General features: G+C 54.6%; 17 protein-coding genes and 2 pseudogenes. 4 read left to right on the forward strand and 15 right to left on the reverse strand.

Annotated features, from left to right (window positions below; translation table 11 throughout):
* Positions 1-80: 80 nt before the first annotated feature.
* The gene (locus ACIP1G_RS04695) at positions 81-836 is read left to right on the forward strand and encodes an SDR family NAD(P)-dependent oxidoreductase (RefSeq protein WP_400734300.1); all 756 of its coding nucleotides are present in this window, start codon (positions 81-83) and stop codon (positions 834-836) included.
* A gap of 180 nt (positions 837-1,016) precedes the next feature.
* Here ACIP1G_RS04695 and ACIP1G_RS04700 read toward each other — a convergent pair whose 3' ends face one another.
* The 9 genes from ACIP1G_RS04700 to ACIP1G_RS04740 form a co-directional block, all read right to left on the reverse strand.
* A complete protein-coding gene (locus ACIP1G_RS04700; protein WP_400734302.1) occupies positions 1,017-1,160 on the reverse strand; it encodes a hypothetical protein in 144 nt (47 codons plus the stop codon).
* Positions 1,161-1,348: 188 nt separating this feature from the next.
* Complete coding sequence (locus ACIP1G_RS04705) at positions 1,349-3,721, reverse strand: membrane-bound PQQ-dependent dehydrogenase, glucose/quinate/shikimate family (protein ID WP_400734518.1); 2,373 nt, start codon at positions 3,719-3,721, stop codon at positions 1,349-1,351.
* Positions 3,722-4,156: 435 nt separating this feature from the next.
* A complete protein-coding gene (locus ACIP1G_RS04710; protein ID WP_400734304.1) occupies positions 4,157-5,179 on the reverse strand; it encodes an Ldh family oxidoreductase in 1,023 nt (340 codons plus the stop codon).
* Positions 5,180-5,211: 32 nt separating this feature from the next.
* Entirely contained in the window at positions 5,212-5,925 is a 714-nt protein-coding gene (locus tag ACIP1G_RS04715) for a hypothetical protein (protein WP_400734306.1), read from the reverse strand.
* Positions 5,926-6,083: 158 nt separating this feature from the next.
* Entirely contained in the window at positions 6,084-6,860 is a 777-nt protein-coding gene (locus tag ACIP1G_RS04720; RefSeq protein ID WP_400734308.1) for an amino acid ABC transporter ATP-binding protein, read from the reverse strand.
* Positions 6,857-7,840 carry an amino acid ABC transporter permease gene (locus ACIP1G_RS04725; RefSeq protein ID WP_400734310.1) on the reverse strand — a complete coding sequence of 328 codons (984 nt, stop codon included), beginning with the start codon at positions 7,838-7,840 and terminating at the stop codon, positions 6,857-6,859. The genes ACIP1G_RS04720 and ACIP1G_RS04725 overlap by 4 nt, the downstream gene beginning before the upstream one ends.
* A gap of 44 nt (positions 7,841-7,884) precedes the next feature.
* Positions 7,885-8,724, reverse strand: coding sequence for a transporter substrate-binding domain-containing protein (locus ACIP1G_RS04730; RefSeq protein ID WP_400734312.1), 840 nt, complete (start codon positions 8,722-8,724; stop codon positions 7,885-7,887).
* Positions 8,725-9,075: 351 nt separating this feature from the next.
* Complete coding sequence (locus tag ACIP1G_RS04735; RefSeq protein ID WP_400734314.1) at positions 9,076-9,834, reverse strand: SDR family NAD(P)-dependent oxidoreductase; 759 nt, start codon at positions 9,832-9,834, stop codon at positions 9,076-9,078.
* 83 nt (positions 9,835-9,917) lie between these two features.
* Positions 9,918-11,156: an NAD(P)/FAD-dependent oxidoreductase gene (locus tag ACIP1G_RS04740; RefSeq protein ID WP_400734316.1), complete on the reverse strand. Its 1,239-nt coding sequence runs from the start codon at positions 11,154-11,156 to the stop codon at positions 9,918-9,920.
* 581 nt (positions 11,157-11,737) lie between these two features.
* Between ACIP1G_RS04740 and ACIP1G_RS04745 the strand changes: the two genes are divergently transcribed.
* The gene (locus ACIP1G_RS04745) at positions 11,738-12,991 is read left to right on the forward strand and encodes a diaminobutyrate--2-oxoglutarate transaminase (RefSeq protein WP_400734318.1); all 1,254 of its coding nucleotides are present in this window, start codon (positions 11,738-11,740) and stop codon (positions 12,989-12,991) included.
* A gap of 66 nt (positions 12,992-13,057) precedes the next feature.
* Here the strand turns inward: ACIP1G_RS04745 and ACIP1G_RS04750 are convergent, their stop codons facing one another.
* Positions 13,058-13,828: a pyrroline-5-carboxylate reductase gene (locus ACIP1G_RS04750; protein ID WP_400734319.1), complete on the reverse strand. Its 771-nt coding sequence runs from the start codon at positions 13,826-13,828 to the stop codon at positions 13,058-13,060.
* Positions 13,829-13,833: 5 nt separating this feature from the next.
* On the reverse strand, positions 13,834-14,553 hold the full coding sequence (locus tag ACIP1G_RS04755) for a GntR family transcriptional regulator (protein WP_400734321.1): 720 nt from the start codon (positions 14,551-14,553) through the stop codon (positions 13,834-13,836).
* Between the two features lie 285 nt (positions 14,554-14,838).
* Here ACIP1G_RS04755 and ACIP1G_RS04760 point away from each other — a divergent pair, with 285 nt between their 5' ends.
* Positions 14,839-16,218: an aspartate aminotransferase family protein gene (locus ACIP1G_RS04760; RefSeq protein ID WP_400734323.1), complete on the forward strand. Its 1,380-nt coding sequence runs from the start codon at positions 14,839-14,841 to the stop codon at positions 16,216-16,218.
* 248 nt (positions 16,219-16,466) lie between these two features.
* Here the strand turns inward: ACIP1G_RS04760 and ACIP1G_RS04765 are convergent.
* Together ACIP1G_RS04765 and ACIP1G_RS04770 are read right to left on the reverse strand one after the other, a co-directional pair.
* A pseudogene (locus ACIP1G_RS04765) lies at positions 16,467-16,670 on the reverse strand (transposase); the annotation flags it as partial.
* A 122-nt stretch (positions 16,671-16,792) separates the two neighbouring features.
* Positions 16,793-17,692 (reverse strand): LysR substrate-binding domain-containing protein, encoded by a 900-nt coding sequence (locus ACIP1G_RS04770; protein ID WP_400734325.1) that lies wholly within the window; start codon positions 17,690-17,692, stop codon positions 16,793-16,795.
* Between the two features lie 151 nt (positions 17,693-17,843).
* On the opposite strand from ACIP1G_RS04770, the gene ACIP1G_RS04775 reads away from it, so the two are divergent.
* Entirely contained in the window at positions 17,844-19,028 is a 1,185-nt protein-coding gene (locus ACIP1G_RS04775) for an MFS transporter (RefSeq protein WP_400734327.1), read from the forward strand.
* Between the two features lie 63 nt (positions 19,029-19,091).
* Here ACIP1G_RS04775 and ACIP1G_RS04780 read toward each other — a convergent pair.
* Both ACIP1G_RS04780 and ACIP1G_RS04785 read right to left on the reverse strand, forming a co-directional pair.
* Positions 19,092-19,780, reverse strand: a pseudogene (locus tag ACIP1G_RS04780) (transporter).
* A 523-nt stretch (positions 19,781-20,303) separates the two neighbouring features.
* On the reverse strand, positions 20,304-20,960 hold the full coding sequence (locus ACIP1G_RS04785; protein WP_400734329.1) for a TetR/AcrR family transcriptional regulator: 657 nt from the start codon (positions 20,958-20,960) through the stop codon (positions 20,304-20,306).
* Positions 20,961-21,116 lie beyond the last annotated feature (156 nt).

Here is a 21,116-nt window from a genome sequence, read left to right on the forward strand (position 1 = left end):
GATCCTCCCTGCCTGTTTTGTGATGCTCACGCTCTGCAGCAACGAACAGATGTATCAATTACAAACTACCGGGAGTCGAGATGAACAGATTCGAGAACAAAGTGGCGATCGTGACTGGTGGTGCCGGCGGTATCGGCTCCGCGATAGCAGCGCGCCTCGCAAGTGAGGGGGCGACGGTCGTGGTCAGCGACGTTAATCTGCAAGCCGCGCGGGACGTCGCCAAACAGATTGAGGGCTCCGGTGGCAAGGCAATCGCCATTACAGCAGACATTAGCTCGGGCGAGGCTTGCCGTGGACTGGTGGAGAGCGTTTTCAGTCAGTTAGGACGCATCGATGTGCTGGTCAACAATGCCGGCATCAATCGACGTGGGAACCTTCTGGCACTGAGCGAGGACGATTGGCACACCAGCTTCGCCATCAACCTGGACTCGATGTTCCACCTGTGCCGTGCCGTGCTGCCGATCATGATCGACAATGGCGCCGGTGCCATCGTCAACACCGCCTCACAATGGGGCCTTTACCCTGCCCCAGGCCATATTGCCTATAACGTCACGAAGGCTGCGGTAGCCTCGTTCACCCAAAACCTGGCGCGTGACTACGCCCCACAGAACATCCGTGTCAACGCCGTATGCCCAGGTGAAATTCACACTCCGATGCTTGAGGCCGGCGTACTTCGTTCTGGTCGCACCATCGCAGACCTTGATCGGATGGTACCGTTCGGACGTATCGGCAAGCCTGAAGAGGTTGCTGCGCTGGTAGCATTCCTTGCTTCGGATGAAGCTGCATTCATGTGCGGGTCGCTGGTGGAGATCACTGGCGCCCAAGCAGTCGCCTGATGTGCGCAAGCCTGTCGCAGCCAATTGCTGGCTTGCGGCAGGCTTGTTCCACTCAAGTCAGACGCGTGGCGAAAACCACGAAGATCACACTCGTCGTACGGTACATCCAGCGCATCACCTTTCCTTCACAAAATACCGTCTCCACTGACTGGGTCGCCCCGATCAACACCAGCGACCACACTAGACGCTGAACGTCTCTCTCGCATTGCTACCATAGCCGGGCGCAGTGGGGCTGCGCAGCATTTCATTAGCTGCCACATCCAGATTGATTGCAGCCGCCTGCTCCTGGCCGTTCAGCGTGCTGGCGGGAATACCATCGTTCAAGAACATGAAGCCATGAAGGTATCGATAGAAAATGGTCGACTGAAAGTGGCAGCAGAGGTGTATGAGCCGGTAACGACCGTGCACCCAACAGTGAGGCTTGCTGCCTGACTCACAACGAACATAGAAAAACGGCCCAAGCCGGTGGGATACCGAGCTTGAGCCGTTTATACACGCGCTGCCTGGCTTGCTTATGGCAAAGCGTATGCGATCACGCTGTCACCGCGCTTGTCGGAGTGCGGCGAACCACCGGCGAAAATGACAACATATTGTTTGCCGGTCTTCTCCGAACGGTAAGTGATCGGACCGCTCTGGCTGCCAACAGGCAGACGCGACTTCCACACTTCTTCACCGGTACGGCTGTTGTAGGCGCGCAGGTAGAAGTCCTGGGTGCCGGCAAAAAACAGCAGGCCCGACTTGGTGGCAAGCGATGGGCCGAGGGTCGGCATGCCCAGCGGCAATTGCAGGCCAGTGGCGATACCCAGTGGGCCAGTGTCCTGAACAGTACCTACCGGAACCTGCCAGACCAGCTTGTGGGTCTTCAGGTTGACTGCCGACAGTGTACCGAAAGGCGGTGCCTGGCACGGTACGCCCAACGGCGACATGAAACGCTCGCGCCAGGTACCGAACGGCGTGCCCTTCTGCACGATGATGCCCATGCCTTCACTGCTGCCGGTGCCAGGCGGGATATCCTTGGCCGGAACCATGTTGTAGTGCAGGCCCAGACGCAGGTCATTGACGAACATCAGGTTGGTGGTCGGGTCAACCGAAACACCGCCCCAGTTCATGCCACCCAGCGAACCTGGATACTGGATCGCCCAATCTTCGCCCGGCGGGGTGAAGACACCGTCATAGCGGCTCGACTTGAAGATGATGCGGCAAATCAGCTGGTCGAACGGGGTTGCACCCCACATGTCGGACTCTTTGAGGGTTTCGTTACCGATGTTCGGCATACCCACGGAGTGCGGCTGGGTCGGCGAGTAGCGCTCACCTGGCAGGTTGCCCTGAGGCACCGGCAATTCCTTGATATCGGCAAGTGGCTTGCCGTTGGTGCGGTCCAGCAGGTAGATCATGCCAGTCTTCGAAGTGACCGACAGTGCCTTGGACACCGAACCATCATCATTGGCAATGTCATACACCAGCGGCTGGCCGGTGACATCGAAGTCCCAAATGTCGTGGTGGACAGTCTGGAACGACCAGATTGGGCGGCCTGTGGCAACGTTGACGGCTACGATGGACGAGCCGTACTTGTCGTCAGCTTCAGTGCGGAAACCTGCCCAAAAATCAGGTGTGGCATTGCCGGTCGGCAGGTAAACCATGCCTAGTTCGGCATCATAGGACATGCCTACCCAGACGTTTGGCGTACCACGCGTGTAGCCCTCAGGCGACAGCGGCTCACGGGTGACTTCCGGGTTACCTGGATCCCAGGCCCAGACCAGCGTACCGGTTACCGCATCAAAAGCACGGACGACACCGGGTGGCTCATTAGTTTCAAAGTTGTCGATTACTCGACCACCTACGATCACCAGATTCCCTGCAACCAGCGGCGAGGACGACTGCTGGTAGTAGCCTGGCTTGACTTCGCCCATGCCAACTTTCAGGTCGACTGCACCGTTGTCACCAAAGTTGGCGACAGGCTTGCCCGTGTGAGCGTCAATGGCCACAAGACGACCATCGCCAGTAGGGAAAATCAGACGTTGCGGGCTGACGGATGCATCCAATGGGGCATCGGCAGCAGCACCAGGTACAGCAGCGGACTTCTTGGCAGTAGTGGCATCGAAGTAAGCCATGCCACGGCAGCGCTGATAGGTCGAGTTGCCCTTGCCAGCCGCGTAACGCCAGTTTTCCTTGCCGGTGTCGATGTCGTAGGAAATTACAGTGCTGTAGGTGGTGCAAACGTACAAGCTGTCACCCACCTGCAGAGGTGTATTCTGGTCTTCGGCATCTCCCAGTCCCGGCACAACGGCCTCGCCGGTATGGGCGGTCCAGGCAACTTTCAGGTCCTTGACGTTCGCCGGCGTGATATCACCTACGCGCGAGAAGCGCGAACCATGGTTATCACCCGCCCAGGCCTTCCAGTCGCCAGCTTCACCTTCAGTTTTCTCAACCGCAACATCCTGTGCCGCTGCTACCGACTCAGCATCACGAATGATGTTTTTCGGTTGGAAAGCGCTAATAGCAGTCAGCACGATACCTACAGAAGCCAACGCGCCCAGCGCCATGCCCGTCACACGAGCTTTACGAGCACGCGTGAAAAGCGGCACCGAAAACGCAACCGCAGCACCAATGATTGCAAAGGCAAATACGCGCGACAGCAGCGGCCAGAACTTCAGGCCGACATCAAGCAGAGCCCAAACAACGGTATAGGCAACGACTACCGCAATCAGCAGCACACCGACGAAACGGCGTCGAATGATCATGGCGCCTGCTGCAATCAACAGAACGCCGGCGATCAGGAAGTACCAACTGCCCCCCAACGATGCCAGCCAGGCCCCCCCTCCGATGAAATAGAGACCTGCCAAAAGAATTATCGCCCCCAGGGTCGCGAGCCACGCGCGCCCCATACGGCTCGGAGTCACATCATCCACCACGTTTACAGTCCTTCCAAGGTTACCAAAGGACAGATTGTCGCATGCATACACCCAGGCATACAATTGTGGAGCCCATGCTGCGTGCAGATATTTCGATTTACTTCAGCCCGGGCGAGCGCCGTATTACAGGCCCTGCCGACCTTTACCATGGTCGTCAAAAGCAAAACGACCCAACCCGCTAATGGCGCAATGCACATAAGTCGTTCCACGTTTGAGGAACGGAGATTGCTGAGCGAGGGGCAGTGCTTGCCACCTGTGAATTTCCATTGCGTAGTCAGTTCGGCCAGCACTCCTCGACCTGGTCGTGATAATGAGGAAATGCTCGCGCCTATCTCGGCTCGTACGCATCCGAAGCGGCGCCCCAGGCCAGATATAGGCTCATGCAGGCTCTGGCTTGGCGGATGCCAATCATTTATCAATCGCGCATAGGGTTGCCGGCACTCCAACATTTAACTCTTCCGCGATCCGTAGCAGCTTCTCGCGCACAAACCCCTGAACTTCAATGCCACGCTTTTTGATCTCGGCACACCTCAATGCGCCCATCTCCCCCGGCATACAGACAGGCGAAGCGCCATCCTCCAGTGGGACGTCTTTGATGTGAGAAATAAAAGCATCGACATCACTTACAAAGTCGTTGAGCGGCCGCATGCGCTCAACTTCTATTGCGATAATCAGGATCGCTTGATCATCCTTTTCAGGGCATTTACGCACCGTCCCGGCGCCCGTTAAAGCTCCAGCCAAAGCTTCAACAACGATGGAAAGGCCAAAACCTTTGAGCCCCCCGAAGGGCAGAAGTTTTCCGCAGCTGTTTAGCCAGTCTGAGGGCACAATCTCCCCACGATCGCGCAAATCGGATACTCGGCCAAATGCAGCGGCGCTAGTGGCCATGTCAAGCACGAAATGCGGCTTGCCGACACGAGGAATGCCGATTGCCAAGGGGTTAGTGGACAGGCGTGGTGCAAGGCCTCCTGGGGGCGCTACTTGCTGACAACCACCTGAATCGTTGGCAAAAATCAGCGTAATGACACCCTGATCCGCGGCCTCCATGCAGAAATCAGCAAAACGCCCTGCGTGCTCTGAACGACGGATACCTACAACCGACACCCCTGACGCCTTCGCTCGGGCTATCGCAAGTTTGATGGCGTCTCGCATGACCACGTGACCAAATGCCCCTTGGGCATTCAAGAGCACGGTAGCGCCACTATCTTTTTCAACCTGAAGATCGGTCACGGGGTTGGCTTTCCCCTCCCGCCAACGCCCTACATATTCAGGCACTCGGCGCATCCCATGGCACTCATGGCCGTTTAGCTCAGAAGAAATGATATTCGCTGCCATATAGGCCGCGTCATCTTCGGGCATACCAAGGCGTATAAAAATACGGGTGGTGAACTCCGCCAGCTCATCAGCCGCGCACAACACTGAATCAGTCATTTCAACCCCTTAACGAAGACAACTAGCGCACTTCAAGAAGCCATGAGTTCCGTTCTCAAAACTCTGGGAGCGAGATAGAATTCCTCCATCCGGGCAAGGGGTGATACGCCGGCAAACCCAACGCTTCGGATTACTGGCTCTGGCTTGAGCTTGTGGAATTCGCGCAGCATAGCGATCGCTGTCCCCGGAGTGTGAGGTACCCCACCCATCTTGCCGTCCAGGTCCATGACATGTCGCCAGTCATAATGGACACCGCTATTTCCAAACGGACTCTTCACATAACGGAACAACTTAACGGCTTCTTGTACGCTAGCAGCAGAAAGATTGATATCGGCGGCATCACAGTAAACTAAATCCTGCTCCTCACTGACGACCAACCGGTTGTCCTGGTAAAAGTCGTGCTTGACCGCCACATAGAGGCGGGCCGCTTGGTCACTATTCCTCTCGCGCAAAGAGGAAATGGACGAAACCCGACGGATAGGTTTAGAAACAACAAAACTTTCAAAGCTGACCACGCTGCCACCCGTCCACATACGGGTAAGGCCTGTGATAGGTGGCAGTAAGTCACTTTCCTGCGATGTCGAGAAAATTGCCGTCTCAAGCGCAAGCCAGTGCCACATCGGGGCCAAAGTATCTGAAGGATGGGGAAAACTGACCTTCAAGAGATTGGCAATGGTTGGCAAAATTTCCGGGTGCATTTCATGCACGTGGGTTTCTGCTTTTCTCTCCAACACATTCTTTACCACTTCGCTACTCCGTGCTTGATTACGAAAACTTATTCAATGGCCAAGCCAAAAAAGCTGTATACGCTTGACCTAAAATGCAAAATGACCACCGACCTCGGCAAAATGGGGCAATGGTCACTTAAGCACCCGTCACGCTTTAACAAAATCAGGGGAAACACTCAGTGAGGCAAAATTTTTGATAAGAATGCTCTTGCTCGATCATTAACAGGACTGGCGAAAAACTGATCTGGCGCCCCTTGTTCTAAAATTTGCCCTTGATCCATGAACACGACCCGGTCCGCTACCGCTTTCGCAAAGCCGATTTCGTGCGTGACACAAAGCATAGTAATACCCTCAGAGGCGAGCTCGGTCATGACATCCAGAACCTCACTTACCATTTCAGGGTCAAGCGCAGCAGTGGGCTCATCGAACAGCATAATCCGAGGTTGCATCGCTAAAGCGCGCGCGATCGCAACCCTCTGTTGTTGACCACCTGAGATTTGATCCGGATATTTATGGGCATGCGTGGGCAATCTCACCCGTGTCAGTAACTGCATTGCCACCGCTTCGGCATCAGCCTTGCTCATGCCGCGCACCTTCATCGGTGCAAGCATGCAGTTCTCTAACACCGTAAGATGGGGGAAAAGGTTAAAATGCTGAAAAACCATACCCACATCACGGCGTGCCTCCTGCAATTTGGAACGATCATCGCTTAGCTCCAAACCATCGACCAGAATCCGGCCCAACTGATGCTGTTCAATACCGTTAGCACACCGGATCAGCGTTGACTTACCTGAACCTGACGGCCCGCAAAGCACGATCTTCTCGCCTGCTTTCACAGACAGATTGATATTATTAAGGCAACGGAAGTTTCCGTACCACTTCGAGACGCCATCAAATACAACACTCGGCTGGGTGCCCAATACCTTTTCGCTAACCGCTGCAACTGCGTTCATCGACGTGTACCTCGCGAGTAATGACGTTCGAGCTTATGCTGTACAACTTCCAAAACCGCGGAGAGAATCCAGTAAATTATCGCAGCAGCGATCAGCATTTCCATGTATTTGAAATCAGCACGCCCAATTGCACGAGAGACGTACATAAGCTCCCAAACGCCCATGATGGAAATCAAGGAACTATCCTTCAGCATCATGATGAATTGGTTGCCGGTTGCAGGAACTATTAGCCTCATCGACTGCGGCAAGATGACATTAACCAGGCAGTGACGACGACTGAGTCCCAACGCATCTGAAGCTTCCCATTGCCCACGATTAATCGCCTGGATACCAGACCGAAAAATCTCCGCCATATAGGCACCATAATTGAGCGCAAGCGCCATGATACCGGCTGGAATAGCTGAAATCGTCCAACCAATCTGCGGTAGCCCCAAGTAAATGATCAGAACTTGTAAAAGGAGCGGTGTCCCACGGAAAAATGATATGTAAAACGTCGTCAATCCGTACAGTGCCCCCCCGCCAAACAGTTTAGCCAGAGCGGCAACCAGTGCTAGAGCTACCGCCAGACTGATCGACACGGCGCAAATGAACAACGTTAAAAGCGTACCTTGAACAAATCCACCTTTAAGGTCATATCCTATAAGAGCCCCAAACTTTTGATAGATATAATCAAACTGAAGATCGAACAGGGTACAAAAGAGGAAAAACCCACCCAACAGCTCTACCCACACAATGACTACTGCCATCGTAAACGGCAGTGTGCGCAATATCAGTGCATTCCCCAGGAGCGCGCCTACAATGGATGCGACTGTAATGTAGCCTTGATACTCCACTACAGCCTCAGGCATCGAGTTTCGTGAGAAAAATACTAGTAAACTTGCGAAGAGTAATGCCGCACCTGGAAGCAGTTTGAAAAGAGATACCGCAGGTAATTTCGGCACAGGTGGACGATCGACAGAACCCAGAATTGTTTCAGCCATCTCGGAAACCCTCTAACCAACTAGCAAATACTTTAGCTAAGCAATTAATTGTATTTTGCTGCTTCGGTTGCGAAGTCATCCTTGAACCACTTCTCGGACAGCCGCTTCATCGTGCCGTCTGCGAGCATGGACTCCATCGCCTGCTTAACTGCCGCATGGAACTCGGGGTCACCTTTATCGATCGCTACCGCCAGTGGCTCGGTGAAAAGCGACTCCCCGATTCGCTTGATTGGGTATCCGCTCCGGACGGCGGCATCAATCGCCTGCTGAGTGGCCACGACAGCATCCAGACGCTTTCCATCACCCAGACGGAGATCATCTAGGGACAACCCCTCTGTGTCGTACGAAACGACATCTGCGTCTTTGATGCGATAAACGATAGGGGCGGCGTTTGGCAGCCCAATGTCCAGGTTACCAGCCAGATAACGCTCGTAGGTTGAAGCGCCCTGGACGCCGATGCGCTTGCCGCTGGCATCTTCGACCTTGGTAATGGTCGTATTGTCCTTGTGGACAGCAAGTGCGGCAGGGGGTGCTACATAGATAGTCGGAAAATCGAGCACTTTCTGCCGCTCGGCCGTAACGGTCATAGACGCAATGGAGATATCCCAGCGACCATTCCAGCGTCCCGCAGTGATCACATCCCACGAGGGAGTGACAATCTTTAGCTTGGCGCCTAAGCGCTTGGCCACCTCATTTCCTACATCGATATCGAAGCCGATAAGCTCGTTGTTTTCATCAAGGTAGGAGGACGGAGGGGTAGAGGTATCTGCGGCTGCGACCAAAACGCCTGTCTGTTTAACGCGATCGTAAACCGCTCCGGCGTTCGCCCCAGAAGAAAGCGTAACTGCGATCAAAATTGCAGCAAGGGAGGTTTTTATTTTCATGAGAAGATCCACCTAATTTGCCAAGGTTTAAGTTTTACAGCGTCGAACCATGTCACCCACACAAAAACCTCGGTGGGTCGTCATGCGCATTAACTCGTGGCGTCCCATAAATTAGCGGAAACCATATTGGCAGCTTAGAAGGATTTACCCATCTGGAAGACTGAAGCAACGAAGCTTCGGAGCCGTGGTTCGGGCTCACCTGCATACTCGGCGCTATTACTTTTTTTGTAGTGCGCATGAGAAACTCCAACCACATTAACGCTTGTTTTTGAACCCGTCCGTGGACGATTACCTATCTCCTAATTTAGTGCTATGTAGAAAGCCCGCGCCATTCCGCGCGGGCCCACGATGCTATCGAATGTAACTGCCGCCGTTCACGTCCAACGTCGCACCGTTCAGCGAGGACTGCGACTTACGAAGTATGAATGCAACCAGCTCAGCCACTTCTGAGGGTTCAGCCATCTCTCCAATCGGAATATCAGCCACGGCAGCTTGTTTACCGTGCACAGCAATGAAGCTTTCAGCCATATCGGTACGAACCCAGCCTGGAGCGATTGCTACCGCGACAACTCCGTCCGGGCCGAACGACCGAGCAATGGATTTTGTGAGGTTGACCAGAGCTGCTTTGGTAGCACCATAGGGAAGAGCGTCCGCAGCGTAGCCACGCTGGCCGGCCCGGCTGGCCATGTTGACGATCCGCCCCCCCCCATTTTTTTTGAAATGTCGTATTGCTTCCTTACTCAGTGCTGCGGCCGCGAAGAAATTGACCTGAAATTCTTTCTGCCAAGCATCAGACCACTCCTCTGGTGAGGCCTCAATGGAGATCTCGGTTCTGATCCCAGCATTATTGATCAGAGCATGGATGGTTCCAGCCGCTCCCAACGCTTTCTCCCAAAGCTCAAAAGGTCCATTGGGGGTAGAGAGATCGCCTTGGACCGTAAAGCCATTACCACCAATTTGGTCGAGCAGACGGTCTGCTGCGGCTTTGTCTCGGCCGTAGTGAATACCTACCCGTGCGCCCTCAGCTGCCAACTGCGTGACGATGGCTGCTCCAATCCCGCCTGAGGCGCCGGTAACCAGAACAGTTTGCCCTTCAAGTGTTTTAGCCATTAGTTTCTCCAATCAAATGCGGTACGGCAGCCAGCCAGCCACCTTCGTCCACGTTCGACACACTTTTCCTAAGGTGCCGAACTTCAAAACCGGTTGACACGATAAGGCGTCATATCGATAGGTGGGTTCTGTCCGGTGATCTGGTCAGCGAGGAGGCGGCCCGTCGTAGCGGCATATGTCAGTCCGAGGTGGCCGTGGCCGCATGCATACCAAACATTGCGGCGGGTGGCCGACCGTCCCATTACAGGGACCGTGTCTGGCATCGCAGGGCGATGTCCCATCCATTCCGACGTAGCTTCTACTTGCAAGCTAGGCAAAGCTTCTCTTGCCCGCTTCACAAGGATTTGCGCCCGGCGATAGTTAGGTGGTGCATCCAATCCCGCCATTTCCACTGTTCCGCCGATACGGATGCCACCCGCTGTAGGAGTGACCATAAAGGCCTTGGCGGGCCAGATGATCGAGTGCTTCATTGAGATGCCTGGAGCCATGACCTGTGTGTGATACCCACGTTCGGTCTCTAGCGGGATGGGCTCCCCTATCATTGAAGACAATTTCGCGGTGAATGCACCAGCTGCCAGGACCACCTCATCGGCATCCAACACCCGACCGTCTTTCAAGCGAACAGCGGCAACATAACCGTTCGGCTGATCAAAACCGACAACCTCACCACGGATGAGCTCTCCACCCAAAGATTGAAATTTCTCCGTGAGTTTGACTACCAGGCTATAAGGATCGGCGATGGAGCGGTTTTCGGGGAACAGCACCGCTTTACCAATCTCAGTGCTCAATGCGGGCTCAAGCTCCTGGATCGCTTCCCGATCAAGGATCTCGTGACGAAAACCAAATCGTTCGAGCACTTCGATGTGTTCTCGATCCGCCCGAAACTCCGAGTCATCTTTATAAAGGCTGAGACACCCTTCGCTGCTGAGCATATGTTCAAGGCCGGTTTCCTTCAGCAAGGCGGCCAGATCCTCATGAACGCGCGAGCACAACACGGCACCAGCAGCCTCAAGCTCACGGACTTTGGCAGGCCTGCTTGCAGCCAGAAAACGGAGGAACCACGGCATCAGCTTGAGCATGTAGCTTGGCCGGATTGCGATAGGGCCTTCAGGATCCAAAAGCCACTTTGGCATCTGAGCCCATACACCTGGTCTAGAAGCAGGCATGAACTCGGTTACCGCAATACTCGCCATATTCCCGTAGGAGGCGCCTCTACCTGGTTCAGCCTTATCCACCAGAATCACTCGCTTTCCGCGACGCTGGAGTTGATAGGCAAGAGTGGTACCGATGATCCCGGCACCTACAACAACGATGGACGCCACGAGAGTTCCCCGCTAATTATTATTGGCCCTGCCGCACTAGCCGACTCGGATCACCCGCTGACGTCAGACGGCTTTCAGTATCGAATCACCATCGCCGCTCGCCTGGATGTTTCTAATGGACATCCTGGACCCAAGCCTCACCTGATGCTGCATTCCGGTCCTGATAAGCAGGCTCGTTGCCAGATCATCCTGTCGGCTGCGTGTCGACCTGAACTGATTATGTCGTCAGCGAGTCGACAGCGTCAACCAGACGTGAGGACAGGTTTCCTTCCAGGCCCTCACAATCCCGGATAAGACTCAAAACCCTTTAATTCAGGGGTTACGGCCTAGGTTTGAGTTTTGCCATACCCACGAGGCTAGACTGGTGAGCGGCCTACACATCGGGAATTTTTCTCGTTTTAGTTGCACAAAACAGCGATTTTTAATGCAACTTGCGAAAAGGTGGTGGCACTTAATTCTTGTCGACACGGCGACGACAAAAGGCCTTGACGCTGCTTCAAATAGCGCGATACAAAACGCCGTAAATCCCGAAGGTGAACACTCAGAGGGGCTCTGCGCGATAACTACAAGAGGTTTGATGTATGAAAAATACCGAGACTTTTGAGCAGCTCGAATCGAATGTTCGGATGTACTGCCGCGACGTTCCGCTGGTTTTCGATACCGCCGTTGGGAGCAAAATTCACGCTGAAGATGGCCGCGAGTACCTAGACTTCTTCGCCGGCGCTGGTGCGCTGAATTACGGTCATAACGACCCTCGCATGCGCGATGCTCTCGTCGAGTATCTCTCGGCCAACGGGGTTACTCACGGCCTAGACTTGCATACCAGCATGAAGCGCCATTTCCTGGAGTCGATCAAACGCGACCTCTTCGAACCTCGCGGTTGGGATTACAAAGTTCAATTCACCGGCCCTACTGGTGCCGATGCAGTTGAAGCCGCATTGAAGCTCGCCCGTAAAGCCACTGGCCGCTCAAAAATCGTTTCGTTCTACGGGGCCTATCACGGGATGACTGCTGGGGCGCTTGCTGTAAGTGGTAGCCGTACTCGGCGCGTAGCAGGCCTGTCGTCCGATGTCATTTTTATCCCATATGAAGACGGCCCATACGGTGAATTCGACGGCATCGCTTTCCTCGACCGCTTGGCGCGCGACCAAGGTAGCGGGTCTGAGCTGCCTGCAGCCGTTATTGTCGAGTCTGTACAGATTCAAGCAGGCGTGTACGCAGCTTCGAACGATTGGCTCCAGCAACTGCGCAAATGGACTCAGGACAATGGTGTCATTCTGATCTGTGATGAAATTCAAGCTGGCTGTGGCCGTGCTGGTGATTTCTTCGGTTTTGAGCGCTCCGGCATCCAACCAGACTTGGTAACTTGCGCGAAGTCGATCAGTGGTTTCGGTCTGCCCATGGCAATCGTACTGATTCGCTCACAACTGGATGTGTGGCAACCTGGTGATCACACCGGCACCTTCCGCGGTAATCAGCTGGCATTCCTGACCGCTCAGATCGCCTTGAGCTACTGGCGCAATGAGGAGTTCCTAAAACTGCTCAGCAACAATATCGCCGCCATGGAGCGAGCAGTTGCTGGCTTCGCAGAAATTCCTGGTATCGCTGCCGGTCGCTGCCGCGGGATGATTGCTGGCGTTGATTTCGGTCGCGGTAACGCCGCCTTGGCGAAGGATGCTCAACAACGAGCCCTCCAGGCCGGCGTACTGGTAGAACGCTGTGGGCCGAACGGCGAAGTCATCAAACTGATGCCGCCAATCAATACACCGACCGATCAGCTGGAGCAAGGCCTGAAAGTCATCGGTGAATCTGTAGCCGCTGCACTCGCTAAGTGAACCTCTAAAAAAGCCCCTGCTGCATAGTGCAGCAGGGGCTTTTTCATGCGCTAAATCAGCGAAAGGCTAGGATTGGATCTTGGCCAATACCTGATCGAGAGCCGAAAGCAGAATCCGATTCCCCCCCTGGTCGTTAAACTCCGAAAACACCTGCTGGTTCAAGCCTCCGGGAGTGGAAAACTCCTTCCTCAACTCAGAGAAATCTGACTCTTCTGACTTCAGTGCGTGATTGGCTAAGCTCGCAAGCAGCGGCTTGATGTAGCTCTGCGCCTTAAAAGCAGCCATACCCTTCCCCACCATCCAGCCATTAACGTGATCAAGGATGCCGAAATAAGTACCCATCAAAGAGCTTGCGGCGGCGAGAAGGTCAAATTCCTTCTTGCTTTCGCAACACACAGCAGTACCCAAGGCACCGAAGAGTTCGGATGTAGCAGCATCAGGCGGATAAATAGCCGTGGCGCCCTCTCTATCGGCTACGAATGGAAGCGGAATTGCGCGAGTGATCTGAGTAGCGCTGACTCCCGTCCAGCTCGACAGCGACTGATGATCTGTAGCCGCGATTACGCTGATGATTTTCATATCACTGGGTATTTCCAGGGCCGTCAGGACTTGCTCGGCAACTTGCCAACGAACCGCGAGCACCAATACATCACAGGCATCAACAACAGCCTGGTTGCTTTTTGCAACAGTGACATTCTCATAACGACCCGCTAAGCGGGATGACACCACCTCGTTCCGCGGTGACACGACAACCTGTGCCGAACAAAGCTCAGATGTCATCATCCCATCGATCATGGCTTCGGTGATGGTCCCAGTTCCAACAAAGCCGTATACCATCCTGATCACTCCGCCATCGACATCGGCATCAACGACACATCTGTCGTGTAATTTTCTTTAAGGAAATTGATGAAATTGGCTTGAAACTGGCGCGTATGCGCATGCGCCAAATCATCTGCTCGCTGAACGTCCCGGTCCCTGATAGCTTCGAGCATGTAGGAATGCTCATCGGTGAGCAGATACCCATCGTGCGTCCGCTCAATGTATTCGAAGTGAAGGTGCAGCATACGCTGGCCTTGGTTAAGCAAGCGCTCGTAGAAGGAACTTAAGTAAGGATTCTTACCCGCTGCTGCGATTGCCATGTGGAATTGCTTGTTCGCCTCCGACATCCGCAAGTGAGAGCCCGTCCGGACTGCTGCCTCAAAATCTTTTTGTCGCTTGGCAATCGTCTTGAGATCAGCCTCTGTTCTGAGTGCCGCTGCGAGGCGACTGTTCATTCTCTGAGCAATATCCAAAGCCTCGACATATTTAGGGAATGCCGATACCTCAATCGGAGCCACGATAGTGCTCCGATTTGAAAGGGCAACGACCAGATCCTCTCCCGCCAATCGAATGAGTGCCTCACGTACGGGCGACCGCGACATACCGAATCGCTCTGCCAGCGTGGACTCATCTAGAAGCTGCCCAGGTTGGAGGGCAGTACAAAGGATCTCTGCGCGCAGCGTGTCATACACGCTTTTCCATCCGGTGCCCCGGACGCGCTTTGCTTCGATCTCATCAGACACGGTTAGGCCTTCCTGCTTCTTGTTGTCTATCAATTTATGGTACCCAAGGCCCAAACCTGTGTCGACAGCTAGAGCACAGGGAGTCGACAAGAAGATAAAAGCGTCGTTTTCCACCCAGCTTAACGTCAAAAAACCTTGTCCTGTCGACATAGAGCCGACTAGAATCAGCTGACCAACCGACTGTGAACCCTAGTCCTGTCCGTGAAACGCGGGCAACCGTTTGACGAACCGCCGGTGAACGTACTCGTCCGTTGCAGCCCCGCTGGCTAGCACAGGAAATGAGCAATGAGTGACTTTGATTCATTGGCCCATCGAGATGTGGCAAATCAAATCCACCCCTACACCAACCTCGCACAGCACCAGGAAAGTGGACCGCTTATCATCGAGCGAGGAAACGGAATTCGAGTGGTCGATAGCGCCGGACGAGCGTATATCGAAGCAATGTCGGGACTCTGGAGTGTTGGCCTAGGCTTTAGCGAACAGCGGCTAGTGGACGCTGCCACCAGGCAGTTCCAGAAGCTGCCCTACTACCACAGCTTCAGCCACAAGGCCCACTCCCCATCCATCGAGCTTGCTTCAAGATTGGTCGGTCTGACACCAGACAACCTGAATCATGTGCACTTTACCAATTCCGGCTCTGAGGCAAACGACGCCGCTATCAAAATCGTCTGGTATGTAAATAACGCACTCGGCAGGTCCGCTAAAAAGAAGATCATCGCTCGCAAGCAGGGCTATCACGGTGCAACGATCGCGTCGGGCAGCCTCACTGGCATTCCCTCCATTCACCAAGACTTTGATCTGCCAGCGATACCAGTGCGCCATATCACATGCCCCTACTATTACCGACACGCGCACCCAGGCGAGACAGAAGCTGACTTTTCTCGTCGCCTTGCATTGGAGTTGGAAGAGTTGATCCTTTCGGAAGGCGCCGACACCATAGCGGCATTTATTGGTGAGCCGCTCATCGCGGCTGGCGGTGTCATTCCCGCACCCGAGGGGTACTGGCAGGAAATCCAAAGGGTTTGCAAGCGATACGACGTTCTGGTTATTGCCGATGAGATTATTACTGGCTTTGGACGCCTTGGCGTCATGTTCGGCGCAGATTACTACGGCATCCAACCGGATATAATGGTCCTGTCCAAGCAGTTGACCTCTTCCTATCAGCCGCTAGCAGCAATCCTGGTTTCGAGTGAAATTAACGAAGTTCTGGTGAATCAAAGCGCACGCTTGGGCAGCTTTGTGCACGGTTTCACAACTACGGGCCATCCTGTAGCAACAGCAGTCGCGCTGGAAAATATAAAAATTATCGAAGAAAGGGGGCTAGTCGAAAATGCACGCGTTGTCGGCAGCAAGCTCCAAGCAGAGCTTCGCCACCTCTCTGATCACCCCCTTGTTGGTGATGTACGAGGCGCAGGGCTCGTCGCTGGTGTTGAGCTTGTAGCTGACAAGGTATCGAAGAAGCAGTTCGACCGTGCTGGAGAACTGGGTGCATACATCTTCCGGCGTGCTCACGACTACGGTCTCATCATTCGGGCAATCGGTGACACGATTGCATTCTGCCCTCCCCTTATCAGCACGCAAGCAGATATTGATCAGATCCTTAGCGCTTTCGAGCACACGCTGAGAGACGCTACCTCGTGGGCGAACGCTCAAGGATTGCATTAAGCGGAGCGCGGAGGCCTCAGACTGTCGGCGCTGATTGAAAACTGACTCAGTTTTCGGTCAGCGGCGATATGCAGTACTCGCGCCAGATCCCTAATGGCGTGCCACTCTGCAAGTTGATGCCCATGCCTACACTGCACCCGGTGCTTGGCGGGATGTCCCAATATTGGTTGATGACCTCTTGGCCGACGGTTACCGAGATCTGATCGTTCTGGATATAGCCGCATCCGCATAGGACGTCGCTCGCGCAAGACGTAGGCCCGGTGGTTTTTTTTCTCGCCTGGCGCAAGCGTTTGAACCGGTTTTTCGTCGGCGTGAATCACGCCCTGGTTCAGCACCGCTTCATGCAGGGCATCGACTAGCGGTTGAAGTCTCGCGCCAGTTTGTCCGACCTAATGGGCCAAGGTCGAACGAGCAATTGCCAGTCCGGCGTGACCAAACATTTTCTGTATTCGCGTGTTTCTGCTACCCGCTCACTTGCGATGAAGCTTTGTCGGAATACACCTGTACCCAATTTTTTTGTTAGTTATGGTTTCTTTCTCGGTCTCATGACGAGGATGGAGATGCACTACGCCTCCTAGCCAATCAGCTCCACATCTGTAATCGCTGCTGCCGTGGTTTCTCTGAGTAAGGATAGAAACTCCACCACGTATGGTTTGGCGCTCTCTGCTGGCAGGGTCGCTGCCCAAATATCGGAAATCAGCCCTTTACTGGTGATGGGCCTGGCGGAGACATACTGGCGCTGGAGATACGTCTGTACTGCCCACCGAGGTAATACTGCGAGACCTCGATTCGCTGCAACCAGCATGAGGATGGCCACGGTCAGTTCGGTGGTTCTGCGTTTGACCTTGATGCCGGCTGGACGAAGAACGGCTTTGACGATGTCCAGCGACTCTTCCTCAATGGGATAGGTCACCAAGGTCTGCTCTTCAAAATCTTCGGCGACCAAAAACTCTTTCTGCGCCAAATCATGATCATTCGCCACCAGTGCGACGAGGGGATACCGAAACAAGCCATGAAAATCGACGCCAGGCTCATCCCTGTCGGAGCATGACACCAATGCCAGATCTGCACGCCCCTGGTGAAGAAGGCCGATGGGATCATCGTGATAACCAGAGACCAGATCGATCTCAACTTCAGGCCAACGCGCACGAAACGCATCGACAGCTGGCATCAGCCAGTCAAAGCAGGTGTGGCACTCAATGGCGATACGCATCGTTCCACTGGCACCTTTGGCCATTTGCAACAGATCGCGAGTGGTCTGATTAAGCACCGGTACGATCTTGTCAGCAGCTTCTAGAAGCCGCTTCCCCGCTGGTGTGAACACCACCGGCGAGGATTTGCGTACAAACAGTGGCAGGCCGCAGAAGTCCTCAAGCGACTTGATGTGATGAGACAGCGCGCCTTGCGTCAGTCGCATCCAGGTTGCAGCGCGCGAAACGCTGCCACTGTCCCGAAGCGCGATCAGGGTTTGCAAATGCCGTACATCAATTGGGATTCTGTCCATTAATTTTTTTGAGGCAAAGATACGAGATTATTCGTTTGAATAATAAACCCATGATTTTCATACTGCCACCCTGATTTTTTGAGCCATCCAAGGGCGTTGGGCAGACATGAAAAGGGCATCGATGCATCGTCAGGTCGCGGTACTGGCAAGCGCACAGGCGCTGTTCCAGACAGTGTCAGTGTTGGTTATGACAGTCGGAGGGTTAGCCGGGGCGCAGCTAACGTCTCGCGCGGATCTGGCCACCTTGCCCATCGCGACCATGTTTCTGGGAACTGCCGTCGCAATGTTTCCAGCGTCCGCGTTCATGGCTAGGTTCGGACGACGCCCAGGTTTCATGCTAGGTGCGTTTTTAGGAGTGCTGGCAGGTCTGGTCGCCGCATCCGGTATCTGGTTTGCCTCTCTGCCTTTGCTGGCTTTGGGCACCTTTTTCGCCGGTACTTATCAGGCCTTCGCGCAGTTCTATCGTTTCGCTGCAAGCGAGATCGCCGATGATGCGTTCCGTCCGAAGGCGATTTCGCTAGTCCTGGCAGGCGGGATCGTCGCGGCCCTCTTGGGCCCGACGTTGGCGCGCTATGGCGGGGATCTTCTCGGGCCTCTGTACATGGGATCGTTCGTGCTGCTTTCGGTGGTGTCAGCGTTGGGTTTGTGCGTGCTGTCACTGTTGAAAATGCCGCGGACACCAGCGACATCGGGCATAACCGGCAAAGGCAGAGCCTGGATCACGATAGTGACCCAACCCACTTACCTGGTCGCGCTTTTCGGAGCCTTGACCGGCTACGGCATCATGATTCTGGCAATGACAGCTACCCCATTAGCCATGATTCATCACAACCATTCGCTCACCACGGCAGCGACTGTGATCCAGTTGCATGTCCTGGGCATGTTCCTTCCCTCGTTCTTCACCGGAGCAATCATTTCTCGCATCGGGGCGCTGTGGGTCATGCTGCTGGGCGTAGCGCTGTTGACGCTGCATGTTGTGACCACCTTCAGCGGGATCGGGTTTTCATCCTTCGCCCTTGCGCTCGTGCTGCTGGGCGTGGGCTGGAACTTCCTGTTCATCGGAGGGACAACGTTGCTGACTACTACGTACACACCAGAGGAAAAAAGCCGGGCTCAGGCCACCAATGACATGGTGATATTTGCAGTCGGGCTGTCCTGCTCGTTCGGCGCTGGAGGCCTGCTTAATATCTTGGGCTGGCAAACGCTCAATGCCATGTTGCTGCCTTGGCTGGGCAGTGCCGCGCTGGCAATCATCTGGCTGCTCTTCGTGAACCAGCGCATAAGAAGCGCCGCCATTCGTACCTGAAGGGCGACATTGGGAGACGGCTGACGCTACACATCCTAGGAGGGCATTGAGAGCCGTCCCAGATCACCTAACGCCCGCCCCCCTTGTCGTGTTTTCGACTTGGCCGCTGTGGTGTAGAGCGATCACGGCCCAGAATGGCAGTCGAGCTTGCAGCCAGATGCGTGCACCTTCAGCCTTGTTCTTTGCTCCGAACTCTTCCTGCAGCTTGGCCACTACGGCGAAATCCTTGGTAAAACGGTACATCGCATACGGCCCGAGCGCGTTGACCGAGCCGCGATTACCGTTGCCATTGACTACATCACCATTGAGCTTGTCGTCAGTAGTCTGTCGGTACAGATAGCCGTTAATGCCCGCACTGAACGCCTGGCTGAAGCGATACCCTCCGCTGAACTCCAATGTCAGCTCATCCCCAGAGCGGTAGTCCGTTTGTTCATTCCGAGTATTGATGCCGTAGCGCAGTTTCGCGCTGGCTTCCCACTTCTCCGACGGTAGCCAAGTGAATGCATAGAAAGGTGCAAACTGATAGTAGTTGCGCCCCGTATTCACCGGCTCGTCCTTTCGTAGTCGCCGGTGGGCAAGAATGTTTCGATGCCTGCTGTTTGGTGCAAGGTTTGGGCATGCCAACCAAACAGGACTGGAGCGAAGCTGAGGTCGCCCAGGTTTGTAGACGTGCCGCCTTTGTCCAATGGGGCTAAGGGCGCTGGGCGCGCAACTTCCAAGGTCAAATCGATAGTTGGTACAGCGAGCGCCACTCTGGTTTCGACGTTTGCGCCCTAACCATTTCACCCCGGGCCATACATAGCTCAGGCGCAGGGACACGACATCTGGCTTAAGGCGATATCGAGCAATATCGGGATTGCCACGACCGTCGTTGGCTTTGACGTGTGTGGCTTCGTAGTGGGTGTAATACAACAGGGTATTGAGGCCTTCAGGAAGCATCATCCCAGACATGTTGGTCTCCACACCCAATGGGTAGGAGTCAGGCTTGCGTCAGATTCGCCGTCACCCACGACAACCCTTGCCTCCGGCTAACACTTCCTTTTGCCGGCTGTGTAGAGGACTTCACCTCCAATTCACCCGCTTTGGCCACCACAGACAAGTAGGTTGCGCTACGCGCAACGCGCCATGCCTGGCGCACCCACAAAAAAGCCCCGAAAAATCAGGGCTTTGATGAAAATTAGTGGCGCAAGCGTAGGGACTCGAACTTCCCAGCCGCCCCACCCTTCGGCTAGCAGATCAAGGGAGCTCACTTAAAGCCAGCGCCTACAATATCGGTTAAGTGTGGCCTAAGTCGCAGAGGTAGCTCATGACCACATCCGAGGCATGCTTCAGGCGAGAAGCTTTACGCTCAGGGGAGTTCAGATCGACGCCGAGCACGTAAGAAAGCGTGTAACGGTTGGTGATGAAATAGGCGCCCAAACCAGAGATTGAAACGTACAGATCCACCCACTCCGCGTCCTGGCGAAACACGCCCTGCTCCTTGCCCTGCTCCAATATTTGCGAGAGCGCAGCCCGCAGTGGGTTGAACATCTGGGAAATCACAGTCGACTTCCGGATGTGAGCGGCCTTGTGCAGATTCTCCGTCGACAGCAGCAGGTGAAAATCAGGCTGATCAATGAAATGTTGGACCGTTTTCTCCACCAATTCACGCATGTCGCGCACCGGATCGCCCGACAGAGACAGCTCATTTTGCCTACCCCGCATGGCACCGTAGGCCCGCTCCATCACCTCGATGAACAAGCCCTCCTTGCTGTCGAAATAGTGATAGATCAGGTTTTTGCTGATTTTGCAGGTCAGCACGATTGCCTCGATGCTCGCCCCATCGTACCCCCGCTCCGCAAACTCGCGGGTAGCCACCTTCAAGATATTTTCTTTCGTTAAAGCGGCATTGCGAGTTCGCGGCTTAGCAACCGTCTGAGCGTCATCTTTCATGCTGCGGCAATCCTCTATGTAGCCATTCCTGGCGAGTGTATCAGCGGCTCCGCCGCGAAACATTCTTCCTGCATACCCATTTGACACGGGCCAAATTTGATTCTAGCTTACCACTTACTAACTGAACGTCCAGTTAATTAGCACCGATGATCAACA

It is taken from the genome of Pseudomonas sp. NPDC089392, from assembly GCF_044749595.1.
Lineage (GTDB): Bacteria > Pseudomonadota > Gammaproteobacteria > Pseudomonadales > Pseudomonadaceae > Aquipseudomonas.